The organism is Archangium sp. Cb G35, assembly GCF_001896145.1.
Lineage (GTDB): Bacteria > Myxococcota > Myxococcia > Myxococcales > Myxococcaceae > Archangium > Archangium violaceum.
Genome location: NZ_MPOI01000018.1, coordinates 260,528 through 275,061, shown reverse-complemented (window position 1 = coordinate 275,061; position 14,534 = coordinate 260,528). Strand labels below are relative to the sequence as shown.

The 14,534-nt window shown below is 70.6% G+C and carries 9 protein-coding genes; 7 read left to right on the top strand and 2 right to left on the bottom strand.

Translation table 11 applies throughout. The features are described from left to right. Window positions 1–92 precede the first annotated feature (92 nt). Entirely contained in the window at window positions 93–1,265 is a 1,173-nt protein-coding gene (locus BO221_RS44545; protein WP_073567008.1) for an FAD-dependent monooxygenase, read from the top strand. 20 nt (window positions 1,266–1,285) lie between these two features. Here BO221_RS44545 and BO221_RS54440 read toward each other — a convergent pair whose 3' ends face one another. Next, window positions 1,286–1,846, bottom strand: coding sequence for a hypothetical protein (locus tag BO221_RS54440; protein WP_143196039.1), 561 nt, complete (start codon window positions 1,844–1,846; stop codon window positions 1,286–1,288). 742 nt (window positions 1,847–2,588) lie between these two features. Between BO221_RS54440 and BO221_RS44535 the strand changes: the two genes are divergently transcribed. Beyond that, window positions 2,589–3,896 carry a VWA domain-containing protein gene (locus BO221_RS44535; RefSeq protein WP_073567006.1) on the top strand — a complete coding sequence of 436 codons (1,308 nt, stop codon included), beginning with the start codon at window positions 2,589–2,591 and terminating at the stop codon, window positions 3,894–3,896. A 12-nt stretch (window positions 3,897–3,908) separates the two neighbouring features. Here BO221_RS44535 and BO221_RS44530 read toward each other — a convergent pair whose 3' ends face one another. After that, the gene (locus tag BO221_RS44530) at window positions 3,909–9,275 is read right to left on the bottom strand and encodes an ATP-binding sensor histidine kinase (protein WP_073567005.1); all 5,367 of its coding nucleotides are present in this window, start codon (window positions 9,273–9,275) and stop codon (window positions 3,909–3,911) included. A 220-nt stretch (window positions 9,276–9,495) separates the two neighbouring features. Here BO221_RS44530 and BO221_RS44525 point away from each other — a divergent pair, with 220 nt between their 5' ends. From BO221_RS44525 to BO221_RS44505, 5 genes are read left to right on the top strand one after another with little or no spacing between them, the layout of a single operon-like run. After that, window positions 9,496–10,872, top strand: a complete 1,377-nt coding sequence (locus BO221_RS44525; protein ID WP_073567004.1) for a matrixin family metalloprotease — start codon at window positions 9,496–9,498, stop codon at window positions 10,870–10,872. Continuing rightward, a complete protein-coding gene (locus tag BO221_RS44520; RefSeq protein WP_073567003.1) occupies window positions 10,869–11,555 on the top strand; it encodes a hypothetical protein in 687 nt (228 codons plus the stop codon). The genes BO221_RS44525 and BO221_RS44520 overlap by 4 nt, the downstream gene beginning before the upstream one ends. A 6-nt stretch (window positions 11,556–11,561) precedes the next feature. Then, a complete protein-coding gene (locus BO221_RS44515; RefSeq protein ID WP_073567002.1) occupies window positions 11,562–12,062 on the top strand; it encodes an RNA polymerase sigma factor in 501 nt (166 codons plus the stop codon). After that, entirely contained in the window at window positions 12,059–12,865 is an 807-nt protein-coding gene (locus tag BO221_RS55185) for a hypothetical protein (protein ID WP_073567001.1), read from the top strand. Before BO221_RS44515 ends, BO221_RS55185 begins: the two co-directional genes overlap by 4 nt. Next, the gene (locus BO221_RS44505; protein WP_073567000.1) at window positions 12,862–14,442 is read left to right on the top strand and encodes a caspase family protein; all 1,581 of its coding nucleotides are present in this window, start codon (window positions 12,862–12,864) and stop codon (window positions 14,440–14,442) included. Before BO221_RS55185 ends, BO221_RS44505 begins: the two co-directional genes overlap by 4 nt. Window positions 14,443–14,534 lie beyond the last annotated feature (92 nt).

The window sequence follows — 14,534 nt, the reverse complement described above, 5'->3', positions numbered from 1 at the left end:
CTCCGTCAGAGGTATTCTACGATTACCGGAACTATTAACGCGGCAACGGGTCTTCATCCGGGGCCCGTCCTCGATTCAATGGGGAGGGCCTCATGTCGTCACGCGGAGCCGTCATCATCGGCGGGGGGATTGGTGGGTTGTGTGCCGCCATCGCCCTGCGTCAGGCCGGTCTCGAGGCCGCGGTGTACGAACGGGCCGAGGCCTGGCGGCCCGTCGGCGCCGGGCTGTCGCTCTGGTCCAACGCGATGCGGGCCTTCGATGCCCTGGGGCTGGCCGGGAAGGTGGCCGGCGCGGGAGCCTCGTGGCGTGAGACGGTGATGAACCGGTGGGATGGCAAGGTGCTCTCCCGTCTGTCCGTGGACGTGTTGTGCCGGGAGGTGGGCCAGCCCACGGTGGGGTTGCTCCGCTCGGAGCTCCAGCAGGTGCTGCTGCGGGAGCTCGGGCCCGGCGTGGTGCACCTGGGCGCCGCCTGTACGGGCTTCCACGTCGAGGGCGAGGGCGTCCGCGTCACCTTCGCCGATGGCCGGGAGGTGACGGGGGACTGTCTCATCGGCGCGGACGGACTGCACTCGGTGGTCCGCCAGCGGTTGTTCCCGGAGGTCCGGCTCCGTTACGGCGGCCGGACGTCCTGGCGCGGCGTGGTGGACGTCGCCTCCGAGGTGATTCCAGACGGGAGCCAGTTCGAGATCTACGGCCGCGGCGTCCGCTTCGGCATCTGTCACCTCGGCCGGAACCCGGAGGGCACGTGGCGGATGTACTGGTTCCTGATGATCCCCGCGCCCGAGGGCGGACAGGACGCGCCGGGAGGCCACCAGGAGGCGGTGCTGAGCCATGTCCGGGGCTGGATGGAGCCCGTCGAGGCGCTGGTCCGTGCCACGCGGGAATCCGACATCCTTCGCACCGACATCCACCACCTGGCGCCGCTGCCGCGCTGGGGCGAGGGTCCGGTCACGCTGCTGGGAGACTCGGCGCACGCGATGGTGACCGACATGGGCCAGGGGGCGTGCCAGGCCATCGAGGATGCCGTGGTCCTGGCGAAGCTGCTGCGCGAGGACACGGACCGGGTCCGCGCGTTGCGGAGCTACGAGGCGAAACGCCGGCCTCGCACGGCGCACATGGCCGAGCTGAGCTTGCGGTCGGGCTCCATCCGCTACCTGCGCAACCCGGTGGCGGTGTGGGGGAGGGATCTGTTGATGCGGGTCCTGCCACCTTCCGTGGCGCTCCAGCAGCTTCGTCTCGCGGTGGGCCACGACTTCCTGGCGTAGCCCCTCCGCCTCCGTGGAGGCTATTTCGGTGGAGGGGCGAGGTACTCGTCCACCTGGTCTTCCAGCTCGCGGGCAGTGGAGGGAGAGACCCGGGAGAGGATCTGCCACTCCAGCTCCAGGTCCCGGACGACCTCCGGACGGACATAGGAGAGGGGGTCTCCCTCGTACATCGGCTGATAGCCCGTTTTCGCATCCGTCTGGGTGGAGGCCGGGTGGGGCGCGGTCCGCCCGATGGTGGTGTAGACGGCGCGGTACGCGTTCAGCACGACGCGGCCGTCCGGGAGCTCCTTGCTGATGACGAAGTGCCGCTCCCGGACTCCGCCGATGTCGAGGCTCTCGTCGAACTTCGCCTTCCAGGAGGTCCGCACGTAGTTCGGGTCCCGGCTCTCCAGGATGAGATAGCCCCGCTCCTTGAGCAGCTCGCGGCTCGCCTCCAGGAGTTGCTCGGCGGGGAGCCGGTAGGCGACCTGGGCGGCACTGCGCTCGAGCAGCTCCCGCCGCTCGGAGGTGGCACAGCCCGTCACGGCCAGCAGCAACAGCCCGAGAATCATCCCCCCTGACTGCCGATGTGCGCGGTGCATCCAGTTCTCCCGATGCTTGGATGAAGCGGAATCCCCCAGGAACGCGCTGGCGTGGCACCCATATCGCGCCCCGGGCGCCGCTCCTGCTTCACGGAAATTTTCTCCTGTAAGTCTTACCGACTCCGGTACAGCTTCCGCTCACCATTGGCGGGCAAGTCTTTGAAATCACAGGACTCTGACCCTGGAGACCCGCTGGCACGCGTGATGCTAATTCCCTGAGCAAGAAGTCAGCGGGGCAGGGCGGGTGGGGTGGTCGGGTAGGGCGGGGCAGGACGGGTGGGGCTGGGAAGCGTACGACGGGCGGGATGGTCGGGGGCGGCGGGTCGGTTGGAGTCGAGCAGAGCGGGACGGGGTTGGGGACGGGCAGGACGGGGTTGGGGACGGGCAGGACGGGGTTGGGGACGGGCAGGACGGGGTTGGGGACGGTCGGGGGCGGCGGGTTGGTTGGGGTGGGGTGGACGGGGTCGGGAAGAGTTTGACGGGTAGGGTGTTGTTGGGGAGCGGCACGGAAGTCCTTCGGGGGCAGTAACGGGGAAGTGGGTCGGGGAGGAGCTACGGGGGTGGCTCCTCCCCGATCTTTTTTCCGGGCACGTACGCCCTACCCGCTCGGTTTTCCGTGGTGGAAAACCGTGAGCGTTCCCGGCGCCTCCTGGCTCTTGCTCTCTTATGGGTGGTGAATCGCGAGGCAAGGCGCTTGCAGTCGCGCCGCCCCGATTCCCTCATTTCTCACCCGGAGACAGACATGAGACACAAGCCGTTCGTTCTCGGCGCGCTGGTCGCGGCCCTGGCCCTGCTCTCGGCCTGCGGTGCGGCAGGCGACTTTGGCGCGGGCGGTGGTCTCGAGAGCCCGAGCGAGCCGCCCCGGAGTGGTGGCGCTTCTGGAGACGTGCCGGGGCCGCCGGCCGGCCCGGGCTCCCCGGAGCCGGGCCAGGGTGGTTCCACCCCGTCTCCCGGGCAGCTCACCGCCGGAGACTGGGACGACAACCTCAACTTCTCCTTCTTCCAGAAGTACCTCACCGAGGCGCCCCAGGGCATGCCCGCGCACCCCAGCACGGATCGCGTGATCATCACCGTGCGCGACGAGGACGGCATCCCCGTGCCCAATGCCCGCGTCACCGTGGGGGATGCCGCGGGCAAGCGGCTCGAGGCGCCCACGGCCAGCGACGGCCGGCTGCTCTTCCTGCCCACGCATGATGGAGCGCAGGGCACCGGGAGCTTCTCGGTGACGGTGTCGCCTCCGCCCGGCCAGCCGGGCACGCCGGTGACCACCCCGGTGGAGGGCACCGCGTGGAACCTCACCCTGCCGGGCGCGCGCGGCGTGCTGCCCACCGAGCTGGACGTGGCCTTCGTGGTGGATGCCACCGGCAGCATGGGGGATGAGATCAACTACCTGAAGGCGGAGATCCAGAACATCGTCGACTCGGTGCGCGCCACCTACCCGGACGTCTCGGCGCGCTTCGCGCTGGTGATGTACCGCGACGATGGCGACGAGTACGTGGTGCGGCCCTTCGACTTCGTCTCGTCCGAGTCCACCTTCCGGGAGTGGCTGGCGCAGCAGTCCGCGAATGGCGGAGGCGACTATCCCGAGGCCATGGAGCGCGGACTGGGCGCCATCCACCAGCTCTCGTGGCGCACCGGCAACACCGCGCGCCTCACCTTCCTGGTGGCGGATGCGCCGCCGCACGCGCGGAACTACCAGGCCTTCCTGCGCGAGGCCAACCGCGCCCGCCTCTCCGGCATCAAGGTGTACCCGGTCGCGGCGAGCGGTGTGGCCGACCAGGCCGAGTACCTGATGCGCGCCGCCGCCCAGCTCACCCTGGGCCGCTACATCTTCCTCACGGATGACTCGGGCATCGGCAACGCGCACGCGGAGCCGCACATCCCCTGCTACCAGGTGCAGCTCCTCAAGCACCTGCTCGTGCGCGCCATCGGCTCCGAGCTGGCGGGACGGCGGCTGCCGGCCTCGGGGACGGACATCCTCCGCTCCGTGGGCAGTCCCGCGCAGGATGGCTCCTGCACGCGCGAGGATGGAACGGTGACGTACCTCTGAGGCGAGGGGACGTCAGCTCCGGGTCCGGGGACGGGCGAGCTCACCGGGCAGCACGACGGTGAACTCCGCGTACTGCCCTTCCTCGGACTCCACCCGCAGCTTGCCGCCGAGCGCCACGACGACGATTTCATGGCTGAGGGACAGGCCCAGCCCGGTGCCCTCGCCGGTGGGCTTGGTGGTGAAGAAGGGCGTGAAGAGCTTGTCGCGCACCGAGGCGGGTACGCCGTTGCCGTTGTCGCGCACGCGGATTTCCACCTCGCTGCCCGTCCAGCGGGTGGAGACCTTCAAGCGGGGCTGCCCATCCGTCTCGCGCCCTGCCTTCTGCTGGGCGGCGTAGCAGCCGTTGTCCAACAGGTTGAGGATGACGCGGCTGAGGTCCTCGGGCACCAGGTGGCAGGGGGGCACGGAGGTGTCGAAGGCCACGTCGAAGGCCACGTGGCGCGGAGGACGCCGGGCCCTCTGCCCATGGTCGACGAGCCGCACGGCGTCCTCGACGAGCTGGTTGATGGAGGTGGCCCGGGGCGCGCCGCGGGTGTTGCGCGCGTGGCGCAGCATGCCGTTGATGATGCCGCTGGCGCGCTGCTCGTGCTCACACACCTTGGCGAGGTTGCGCTCCAGCTCCTGGAGCAGGGAGCCGGTGTCCTCGCGTTTGTCCACGGACTCGCGCAGCTCCTGCATCAGCTCGAGGGAGAGCTCGGAGAAGTTCTTCACGAAGTTGAGCGGATTCTTCAGCTCGTGGGCGATGCCGGCGGTGAGCGAGCCGAGGGAGGCGAGCTTCTCCTGGGTGATGATTTGAGCCTGCATGGTGCGCAGGCGCTCCAGGGCGCCTTCCAGCTCGGCGTTCTTGGAATGGAGTTGCTCGGTGCGCTCCTGGACGCGGTGCTCGAGGGTGCGGTGGGACTTCTCGAGCTTGCGGTAGAGGCCGGCGTTCTCCAGGGAGATGGCGGCCTGGGCCAGGAGCATGCCCACGGCCTTGAGGCGGTTGGAGTTGAAGGCGCCCGGGGTGAGGTTGTTCTCCAGGTAGACGAGGCCGAGCAGTTGCTTGCGATGGAGGATGGGGACGCAGAGGACGGAGCGGACGTGGTGGCGGGAGACGTAGGGCTCCGCGCGGAAGGGCTCCTGGGAGGAGGCATCGTCGAGCAGCAGGTGGGTGCCGGTGCTGAGCACCAGCTCGGCGATGGTGTGGCAGAGCGCGTCGCTGTGGGCCATGCGCTCCACGGGAAGCAGCGGGGCGCTGCCGTGGCCCATTTCGCCGGAGGCCTCGACGAAGAAGTCCTCCTCTCGCTGGAGGACGAGGACGCCGCGCTGGGCGCCGGTGCTCTCCATGAGGATGTCGATGAGGTTGGCGGCGAGCTGGGGGAAGTGCAGCTCGCTGGAGATGGCCTGGGAGGCCTTCATCACCGAGGAGATGTCGAGCACCTCGGCGAGTGAATCCGTGCTGGTCAGGTCCGCGGTGGGCGGGAGTGCCGGGAGGCCGGCCTGCTGGAGCTTGTGGTCCCACGCCCGGAGGCTGGCGCCGTAGGCGCGAAGGAGGTGGGACTGCTCGGTGGCGAGGAGATGGACCTTGCCCGCCGCGCCCCAGCGCTCGTAGGCGTTGAGGGCTTCCACCAGGTAGGCGGAGGCGAGGGGAAGACGGTTGCGCTCCGCCTGGAAGCGGCAGGCCTGTTCACAGGCGATGGCCTCCACGCTGGTGAAGCCGCTGGAGCGCGCGGCGGCGATGGCTTCCTCGTAGCGGGTGTGGGCCTCGACGTGCTGCCCCTTCACGCGGGCGAGCTCCGCGAGGAAGAGCACGTGGTAGGGCGAGAAGTTTTCCGGCGCGCGTTGGGCGCACTTCTCCAGCCAGGCCCGCTGCTGCTCCATGGCCGCCAGCAGCTCCTGCCGCTGTTCCACGCTGGCACGCGGGTACACCGCGGCCGCGCTCAGCGCGTAATAGAAGGCATGCGTGGTCCGCAGGAAGGCGTCGAGCGTGAAGGGCATGTAGACGCTCCCCTCCCGCGCCAGGGCGAGCGCCTCCTCGAACTGGCGGAACAGGTAGCGCTGCTCGAGCCGCACCTGCGTGATGTGGGCCATGGCGTCCGCCCCGAAGTGGGGGGGATGGGACTCTCGCGAGGACTCCTCCTCCGGAGCACCGGTCAGCTGCAGCAATGCCCGCCGGAAGGCCCGGTGCATCTGGAGGTTGGTGACGTCCTTCTGGGCCGCGAACTGCTCGAGGAACCGCTGGTTCTCCGCCAGCACGTCCGGGAGCGACTCTCCCAGGGCGAGGCGTTGCCAGGACAGGAAGGTGGAGCAATGTCCCGCGTGCAGCCAGTCCCCACTCTCCAGGAGGCCCTTGTAGGCCTTGGCGAGCTGGGGGATGCCGGCCCTCGCGCTCCGCGTCCATTGCTCGAGGTAGGCCACGTGGATGTAGAGGGCGCGCGCCTGCTGCATCGGATCCTTCAGGCGCGTGGCGAGCTCGAAGGCGAGAAGGCTGAAGCGCCGGCCGGTGGCGGGGTCGTCGCGGAGGGTCGAGACGACGAAGCCATAAGCGGCGTAGCCATAGGGAGAGAAGCGGCTGTTGCCGTGCTCCAGGCTCAACCGCACCTGCCGGAGCGTCAGCAGGACGAGCAGCTGCTGGGAGATGAAGTAGGAGGCGGTGACCGTGGCGCTCAGCAGCTCGGCGGCGAGCTGCGCGGTGGGCTCGCTCATGGGGGGCAGGTCGAGCAGCGCTTCGATGTGACGGCCTTCCAGCGCGGTCTCCACCCTTCGCAGTTCCGCGGCCACGGTGGCCTCGTCGGGCGCGGAGGGAAGGTCGATTCCGAGCAGGCGCAGGCCCTCGAGGCCGAGCTCCAGGGACTCCGCGTGCCGGTCATTGAGGCTGCTCAGGATGGCCTGCAGGCAAAGGACACTGGCGCGTTGCGCCGGGGTGCGTGCCTGGGAAAGCAGGGCGGAGAAGCTGGAGGCCGCCGCCTCGATGTCTCCCGTGAGATAGAAGGACTCGGCGAGCTCCTTGTGGAGCGCGAAGGTCCGCTCGTGCTCCTGCTCGCGGGCGGCGGGGATGAGCCCGGCGCCGGTCCGGAAGAGCTCACAGGCGGTGCGGTAGGCGCCCGAGCTCTTCGCCCGGCGTCCCGCCGACAGGTGGAGATCGGCCAGCTCCAGCCGCAGGGTGTCCGGACCGATGCGCTCGGGCTCGTGGCCCAGGTGCGGCAGGATGGTGAACATCCGCTCGTCGAGCGTCTTCGTGGCACGGGCATCCTCGTACAGGCGCAGTCCCACCTCCGTATGCCGCGCGGCGCGTTCCTCCTCGGGAATGAGTGAGTAGGCGGCCTGACGGATGCGGTCGTGCGCGAAGCGGAAGGAGACGTCCAGGTCCAGGGGCTCCACCGCGCCGCCCTGCGGGTCCAACAGCACGTAGTCCTTGCCGAGCGGGAGCACCAGCCTGCGCTCGATGGCCGTCCAGAGGGCACGTGCCGTCTCCGCGGCCGAGGCCCCGTGGGCGGCCAGGAGATCCTGGAAGCCGAACGTCACGCCCAGGAAGGCCGCGGATTGGAGCAGGGCGCGGATCTCCTCGGGCAGCCGCTGGCTCTCGGCCACCATCAGCGTGGCGATGTCTTCCGGGAGCCCCTGGGACTCGATACGGGCGACGTCCCACTCCCAGCGGCGGCTTCGCGGGTCGAAGCGCAGCAGCTCCCGCTCATGCAGGAAGCGGAGGAACGTCTTGACGGAGAAGGGGTTGCCGCCCGTCCGGGAATGGATGAGGCGTGCCAGCTCCAGCGCGTGCCCGGCTTCCACGGCGGTGCTCTCGCATACCATCCGGGCGACATCCTTGATGCCGAGCGGCGCCAGGTGGATCCGCTCCCAGGTGGTGCCGGTGGCGCGCAGCGCGTCGCGCGCGTGGGTGAGCGGATGTTCCGGGGAGAGCTCGGTATCGCGGTAGGTGCCGATGAGCAGCAGGTGCCGGGAGGACACATCCCGGGCGAGGCTCTGCAGCAGGGTGAGCGTGGCGTTGTCGGCCCACTGGAGGTCATCCAGGAAGAGCGCGAGCGGACGCTCGGGCGTGGCGAAGGCCTGGAGCGTGCGCGTGAGCACGAGGTTGAGGCGATTCCTGGACTCGGAGGAGGAGAGCGGGAGGGGCGGAGGCTGCTCTCCCACCAGCGCGCGGGTGTCGGGAACGGCCTCGGCGAGGGCGGCGAGGTTCGAGCCGAGCACTTCCTGGAGGCGCTCGCGGATGAGGGCTGTCTCCGCCTCGCCCTCCCCGAGTGTCTGCCGCACCAGGGCCTGGAGGGCCTGGTGGATGGCATCGAAGGGCTCGCTGTTCAGCAACTGGTCACACTTGCCCATGGCCACGCGTCCGCGGCTGGCGGCCGTGACGCGGTACAGCTCGTTGACGAGCGAGGACTTGCCGATGCCCGCCGGGCCGGAGATGAGCAGGAGCTGGCCCTGGCCGGCGGCGGCGCGCGCATACGTCCGGGTCAGCAGCGCCACGTCCGCGTCGCGTCCATGCAGTCCCTGCGGCTGGCGGTACTGGTGGGGCTGGTCCGCGAGGCCCAGGGGGAAGGGCGGCAGCGTGCTGCCCTCGCGCCACTGGCGCTGGCACTGCTCGAGGTCGGCGATGAGGCCCCAGGTGCTCTGGTAGCGCTCCTCGGGGGCCTTGGCCAGCAGCTTGAGGATGATGGCCGCGAGGCGCTCGGGCACCTCGGGGTTGAGCTCGCGCGGCGAGGGCGGCACCCGGGCCACGTGCGCGTGCAGCAACTCCAGGGGCGAGCTCGTGATGAAGAGGCGGCGGTCGGTGAGCAGCTCGAAGAAGGTGGCGCCCAGGGCGTAGAAGTCCGCACGGGAGTCCACTCCCCGGTTCATGCGTCCGGTCTGCTCGGGCGCCATGTAGGCCAGCGTGCCCGTCAGGTGCGTGGGCAGCTCGGGCGGAACGGACTCCAGCGACAGCCCCACCGAGAGGGAGAAGTCGGTGATCTTCAGCTCGCCGGTGGTGGGGTTGACGATGATGTTGTGGGGCTTGATGTCCTTGTGGATGACGCCGCGCTGGTGGATGTGTCCCAGCGCCGCGCCGAGGCGCACGGCGAAGTCCAGGAAGGTGCCCACGTCCAGGGGCCCGCGCTCGTCCAGCAGGTGGCGCAGGGAGATGCCGCCAAAGTCCTCCAGGACGAGGGCGGCCCGGTCGGGGAACTCCTCCAGGCCGAGGACGCGGAGGATGCCGTTGCCCTCGACGCGGCGGGCGATGGCGTACTCGCGGCGCAGCTCCAGGGTGCGGCGCCGGTCGAGATAGTCGCTGGTGGTGAGCTTGAGGATGACCGGGCGATGGTCCCTGAGCCGCGTGGCGCGGAAGAGGGTGGAGCGATGGCTCGAATGGAGTTGCTCGTGAAGGGTGTACCCCGCCCGGTGTGCCACGGCTGCTCCTTCGAGGGTCCGCGGCTGTCCAGCCGCCGCAAGGCCATGCCGGGTGGGCATGGTAATCCACCCTCTTACCTCCACGAGCGCTCGGCCGCTGTGCTTTGGATCACACCCCTGGGGAGGGAGCGAGCGTCACGGCGAAAAAAGAGGGTGCCAGTTTTTCCCGCTGCCTCGGTCCTGGGGTCGATGTGACGCGAACCACCCCAGGAGGAACACGATGAGCCGTAGAATTCCGCTGCACCTGCTCTGGGCACTGGCCCTGTGCCTGCTCGCGCCCGCTGCTGCCCGGGCCTCCACCGTGATGGCACTCGATGTGCCGTCCCTCACCCGCGGCTCCGAGTGGGTGATTCGCGGCCGGGTGCTCCAGGTCTCCAGCCATCCGCTGCCGGGAACCGGGCGCATCGTCACCGGCGTGGAGGTCTCGGTGGACGAGGTGCTTGCTGGAGCGGTGTCGTCTCCGTCCGTCCAGGTCACCGTGCCGGGAGGGATCGCGGGAGGGCTCCGCCAGTACGTGAGCGGTGCGCCCGTGTTCGTGCCGGGTGAGGAGGTGGTGCTCTTCCTCGCGCATGGGACGGAGGGCCTGCGCGTGGTGGGCCTGGCCCAGGGCGCGTTCCGCATCCAGCGCTCGGAGGCGGGCCAGAAGGTGACCGCCACCGCGGAACTCCCCGAGGACCTGCGCCTGGTGGATCCGCTGTCGCTCCAGCCCGTGCCGGGGATGTCGCGGACGATGGACCTCGAGGAGCTCCGGGTCCAGGTGCTCGCGGCGGCGCGTGACGCGGCGCCCCCCGTTCCCCGCTCCACGTCCCCGCGGGTGCGCGAGACCCAGACGTCCATTCCTCCCTACAACCGCTCGCGCGCCCCGGTCACCGAGGGCGCCCCCGATGGCCGTTGCCTGTGGTGGAAGGAGGGCAGCACGCTCACCTTCCGGCAACAGCAGTGCATGCCCGGAGAGGCGGACTGCTCGGCGCGCCAGGAGGCGGTGCGCCTGGCGCTGCGGAGCTGGGATGATGTCCTCACGGAGTGCGCGAGCCTTCGTATCTCCGAGGGACCCGCCACGGCCTCGCGGCAGGTGGGCTACGTGTTGAACGGCGAGAACGAGAACATTCTCGTGCTGAGGGATCGGGCCTGTACCCAGCAGGATTCCTCGGAGAGCGAGGACTGCTGGCGGTACGCGGCGGAGACGCTGGGCCTCACGACGGTCACCTTCCAGATGCGCTCGGGAGAGATCCTCGACGCGGACGTGGAACTCAACGCCGTGGCCTTCGCCTCTCCCTCCGAGGTGAGGGACCTCCAGGGCACGGTGACGCACGAGCTGGGACACGCGCTGGGCCTGGACCACTCGCCGGATGCGCGCTCGACGATGTATCCCACGTCCACTCCGTACCAGCGGCTCATCGACGAGGGCTCGCGGCTGGCCATGTGCACCATCTACCCGCGCGGAGCTCCCGCTGTACAATGTGTGGCGCCAGAGCCCGATGAGCCACCGCCCGGGAACTGGGGTTGCAGCACGGCCAGCGGGGGAGGGACGTTCCTGCTGTCCGGGCTGGTGGCACTGCTGGCGTCGCGGCGCAGGAAGAGGGAGAACGTCGGATGACCCATCCACTCGCACGAGTCCCGAGGCTGACCTCGTGGCTGGCCACACTCGCATTGAGCGTGGCCGGCTGCGGCGAATACGGGCTGGCGGACGAGACGTATCCCGTCGAGCCGGTGGAGGTTCTCGAGGGAGAGCTCCACGCGGGTGTTGGCAATGGGCGGGGCCCCACGGCGATGACCTTGGCGTGGGCGCCGGACCTCGCCGCCACGGAGCGGTTCGCCGCGCTGCTGTTGGCCGGGGGCTCCTCGTGCGGAGCGGAGCAGGGAGCGCTGTTGCAGCCCATGTCCTTCCAGCCGTATTTCCCCTCGAGCTTCGTGCTGCCGCTGTCCACGACTCCCATGCCCGCCGCGCAGCTCGCGCTGGAGCCGCTCGGTGGGCAGGGCCGCCTGGCGCTCGGGTGGGTCGTCTTCTTCCAGGATGACAACCGCAACGGAGTGCTGGACCTGGGCCCGGGCGGAGAGCGCGTGGTGGCCACGTCTCTCGACTCGGGACTGGCGGTGCTCTTCCTGGATGGCGCCCTCCCACGCGAACGCTCGGGGACGTGGACGGAGTGGCCCGGCGAGGTGCCTCGGGGCTTCAGCCTGCTCGGCGTGCGGAGCGCCGGGAGCGAGCCTCCATCCTTCACCGCGCTCCCGGCCTCCACCTCGTTGTCGCTGGAGGCCGCGCGGCACGTGTGCCCGTGAGCGGGGATGGAAGCGGCGACGCTCGAGCAATGGTACGCGCTGTACGGTTACGCCGTGCATCGCCGCTGCGTCCGCCTCCTGCAATCCGAGGCCGAGGCGGATGATGCCTTGCACGAAGTGTTTCTGCGCGCCTGGCGCTACGCGCACACGCTCGAGGGCGAGGAGCCGCTGCCGTGGCTCTACCGCATCGCGGACCGGCACTGCGTGGACCTGCTGCGCCGCCGCGCGCGCCACGTTCCCAGCGAGGACGTGAAGGGGCCCCTGCCCGAGGAGGCCTCGGCCCCGGACACGTCCGAGCAGATGCACCTGTTCGGCCAGGTGCTCTCGGCGTGCAAGGAGCGCGTGCGGGACACCGCGGTGCTCTACTACCTGGACGAGCTCACGCAGGACGAGGTGGCCGAGAGCCTCGGCTGCTCGCGCAAGACGGTGAAGGAGCGGCTCGCCCAGTTCAAGGCCGTGGCCAGCCGGTTGCTGACGGGCGGCCGGGCGAAGCGAGGTACGGGATGAACGACTTCGAGTCCCTCCGGGAGTCCCGAGAGGCGGGCCACCCGGCGGCGCGGGTGCTCGAGACGCTGGCCTTCGCGCCCGAGGGGACACCCCGGCCCGCGGACGTGGAGGCGCACGTGCGGGCGTGTGCCGGCTGTCAGGCGCGCGTGGCGGCCCTGCGCGAGGAGCGGGCGCGATTCCTCCAGGCCCGGCCCGCGCGAGCCTTCGCGGCGCGCATCGAGGAGCGGGCCCGCCGTGTCCCCTGGTGGCGGCGGCCCGTGTGGGCGTTCGGCGCGCTCCCGGCCGCGGTGGCCGTGGCCCTCGTCCTGCTCGTGGTGGTGCCGCGTGTGGTGCCTCGGGGCGGGGAGACGGGAGACGGGTTCCCCGTGAAGCTCAAGGGCGCGTCCGGGGTGCGGCTGGAGGTGCTCGTCAGCCGCGAGGGACAGCCCGCCGTTCCGTTCCCGGAAGGAGCGCCCCTGCTGCCTGGGGACACGCTGCGCTTCCGGGTGGCCGTGCCGGAGCGGGGCTCCGTCTTCATCGCCAACCAGGATGGAGAGGGCCGGTTCACCCGCTACTTCCCCGCCAGTGGCTCGCGGAGCGTGCCGCTCGAGCCGGGAGAGCACCTGTTGCCGGGCGGCGTCGTGCTGGACGGCTGGCGGGGCGAGGAGCGCATCACCGTCCTCTTCAGTCCGGAGCCACTGGAGGAGCGGGACGTCGAGGCGGCGCTGCGCCGCGCCTTCGAGCGGGCCGGTGGGTTGCATTTCGAGGACACGGGATTGCCGGGCCAGTCGGTGGCGCACTTCCATCGGAAGGGGACGCGGTGAGGTGGGGCGTGCTGGCCGCGCTGCTGCTGTGCTCCGGGGCGTGGGCCGCCGGAGTGGCGGAGGAGCTGCGGGTGGCGGTGGTGGTGGGCAGCAACACCGGAGTCAGCGGGGACGCACCGCTGGAGTACGCCGAGGCGGATGCCCGGCGCTTCCACCAGTTGCTGTTGGAGGTGGGGGGCGTCTCTCCCCAGCACGCCTTCCTGGTGACGGGAGGGGACGCGGCGGCGGTGCGGCGCGCGCTGGCCGAGGCGCACGGGTTGCTGGCGCGCTCGCGGTCCCGTGGGCCGGCCACGCTGGTGTTCTACGTCTCGGCCCACGCCGACGCGGAGGCGCTGCACCTGGAGGGCACCCGGTTGCCCCTGGCCGTGCTGCGGCAGGTGCTCGCGGCGGCTCCGTCCTCCTTGCGGCTCGCCATCCTGGATGCGTGCCGGACGCCCGTGGTTTCCCGCGCCAAGGGCGGCGTGCCCGTCTCCGAGGAGGCGCCGGTCCGCCTGGAGGTGCCCTCGCGGGTGGAGGGCATGGTGCTGTTGATGGCGGCGGCGGAGGGCGAGCCCGCTCAGGAGTGGCCCTCGCTGCGTGGCTCGCTCTTCACGCACCATGTGCTCGCGGCGCTGCACGGCCTGGCGGATGGGAATGGAGATGGCGCCATCTCCCTCTCCGAGCTCTACGGCTACGCCTGGCGCCAGACGCTCGCGGCTTCCACGCGCAGTGGCGCGGGGACGCAGCACCCGGGCTTCGACATCCGCCTGAGTGGCTGGGGCGAGTGGGTGATGGCGCGCCCGGCGCGTCTCGGGGCCAGCCTGGTGCTCGGTGAGGATCTGGAGGGGAGCCTCTGGGTGGCGGACCACCGGCAGGAGCTGGTGGCGGAGATCCGCAAGTACCGGGGCGAGTCCACGCGTCTGGCGGTGCGGCCCGGGCTCTACCGGGTGGTTCGCCCGGAAGGCACGTTCGCGGAGGCCACGGACGTGCGGGTCGGCTGGAGCGCGGAGCGGGTGCTGACGCGCGCGGACTTCATCCGGGTGCCGCTTCAGCGGGCCCGGTTGCGCGGGAGCGGACCGCTGGTGCTGCGCCCCTGGGATGTGAGCGCGGGCTATGGTTTGTCCACGGGCTCGGTGCGCGGAATGGGGGCGGAGCACTTTGGTGAAGTGGGGCTGCGTCACCGGTGGTCACGGGCCTCGGCGCACACACGGTTTGGCTTCACGCGCGCTTATATGGAGCGCGAGTTGTTCTCCCTGTCGCAGACGGAGCTGAGGCTGTCGCTGGGTGGGGGGGTGTTGCTGCACGCGGGGCCGGTGGAATTCACGCTCGGGGCCGAGGGGCAGGGGACCTGGGTGAGGCAGACCATCCGGCGGGTGGACGCGGAGCAGGCCGGGCGCATCTACGGCATCAAGGAGCCTCCGCGCTGGGGGCTCATCTGGGGCCTGGGGCCCTACGCTGCCGTGACGTATCCGTTGGCCGAGCGGTTCTTGTTGGGCCTGGAGGGGGCGGCGGGCCTCGCCCTGGCGCCGAGGCACGATGGCACGGCGGAGCTCCGGCCCTCGGGCCAGCTCCACGTGTCCGTGCGTTGGGCGCTCTGAGCAACCACCCCTCTCCCGGAGGGCGAGGGGAAATGGGCGCGATTGTCAGCGCATATTCCCTGGGTGCTCCTTCTCGCGACTCGCCGGAAATG

Excerpts from the sequence above, each read along its gene's own strand:
- BO221_RS44545 (WP_073567008.1), top strand. The coding sequence starts at position 93 with ATGTCGTCACGCGGAGCCGTCATCATCGGCGGGGGGATTGGTGGGTTG.
- BO221_RS54440 (WP_143196039.1), bottom strand. The coding sequence starts at position 1,846 with ATGCACCGCGCACATCGGCAGTCAGGGGGGATGATTCTCGGGCTGTTG.
- BO221_RS44535 (WP_073567006.1), top strand. The coding sequence starts at position 2,589 with ATGAGACACAAGCCGTTCGTTCTCGGCGCGCTGGTCGCGGCCCTGGCC.
- BO221_RS44525 (WP_073567004.1), top strand. The coding sequence starts at position 9,496 with ATGAGCCGTAGAATTCCGCTGCACCTGCTCTGGGCACTGGCCCTGTGC.
- BO221_RS44520 (WP_073567003.1), top strand. The coding sequence starts at position 10,869 with ATGACCCATCCACTCGCACGAGTCCCGAGGCTGACCTCGTGGCTGGCC.
- BO221_RS44515 (WP_073567002.1), top strand. The coding sequence starts at position 11,562 with ATGGAAGCGGCGACGCTCGAGCAATGGTACGCGCTGTACGGTTACGCC.
- BO221_RS55185 (WP_073567001.1), top strand. The coding sequence starts at position 12,059 with ATGAACGACTTCGAGTCCCTCCGGGAGTCCCGAGAGGCGGGCCACCCG.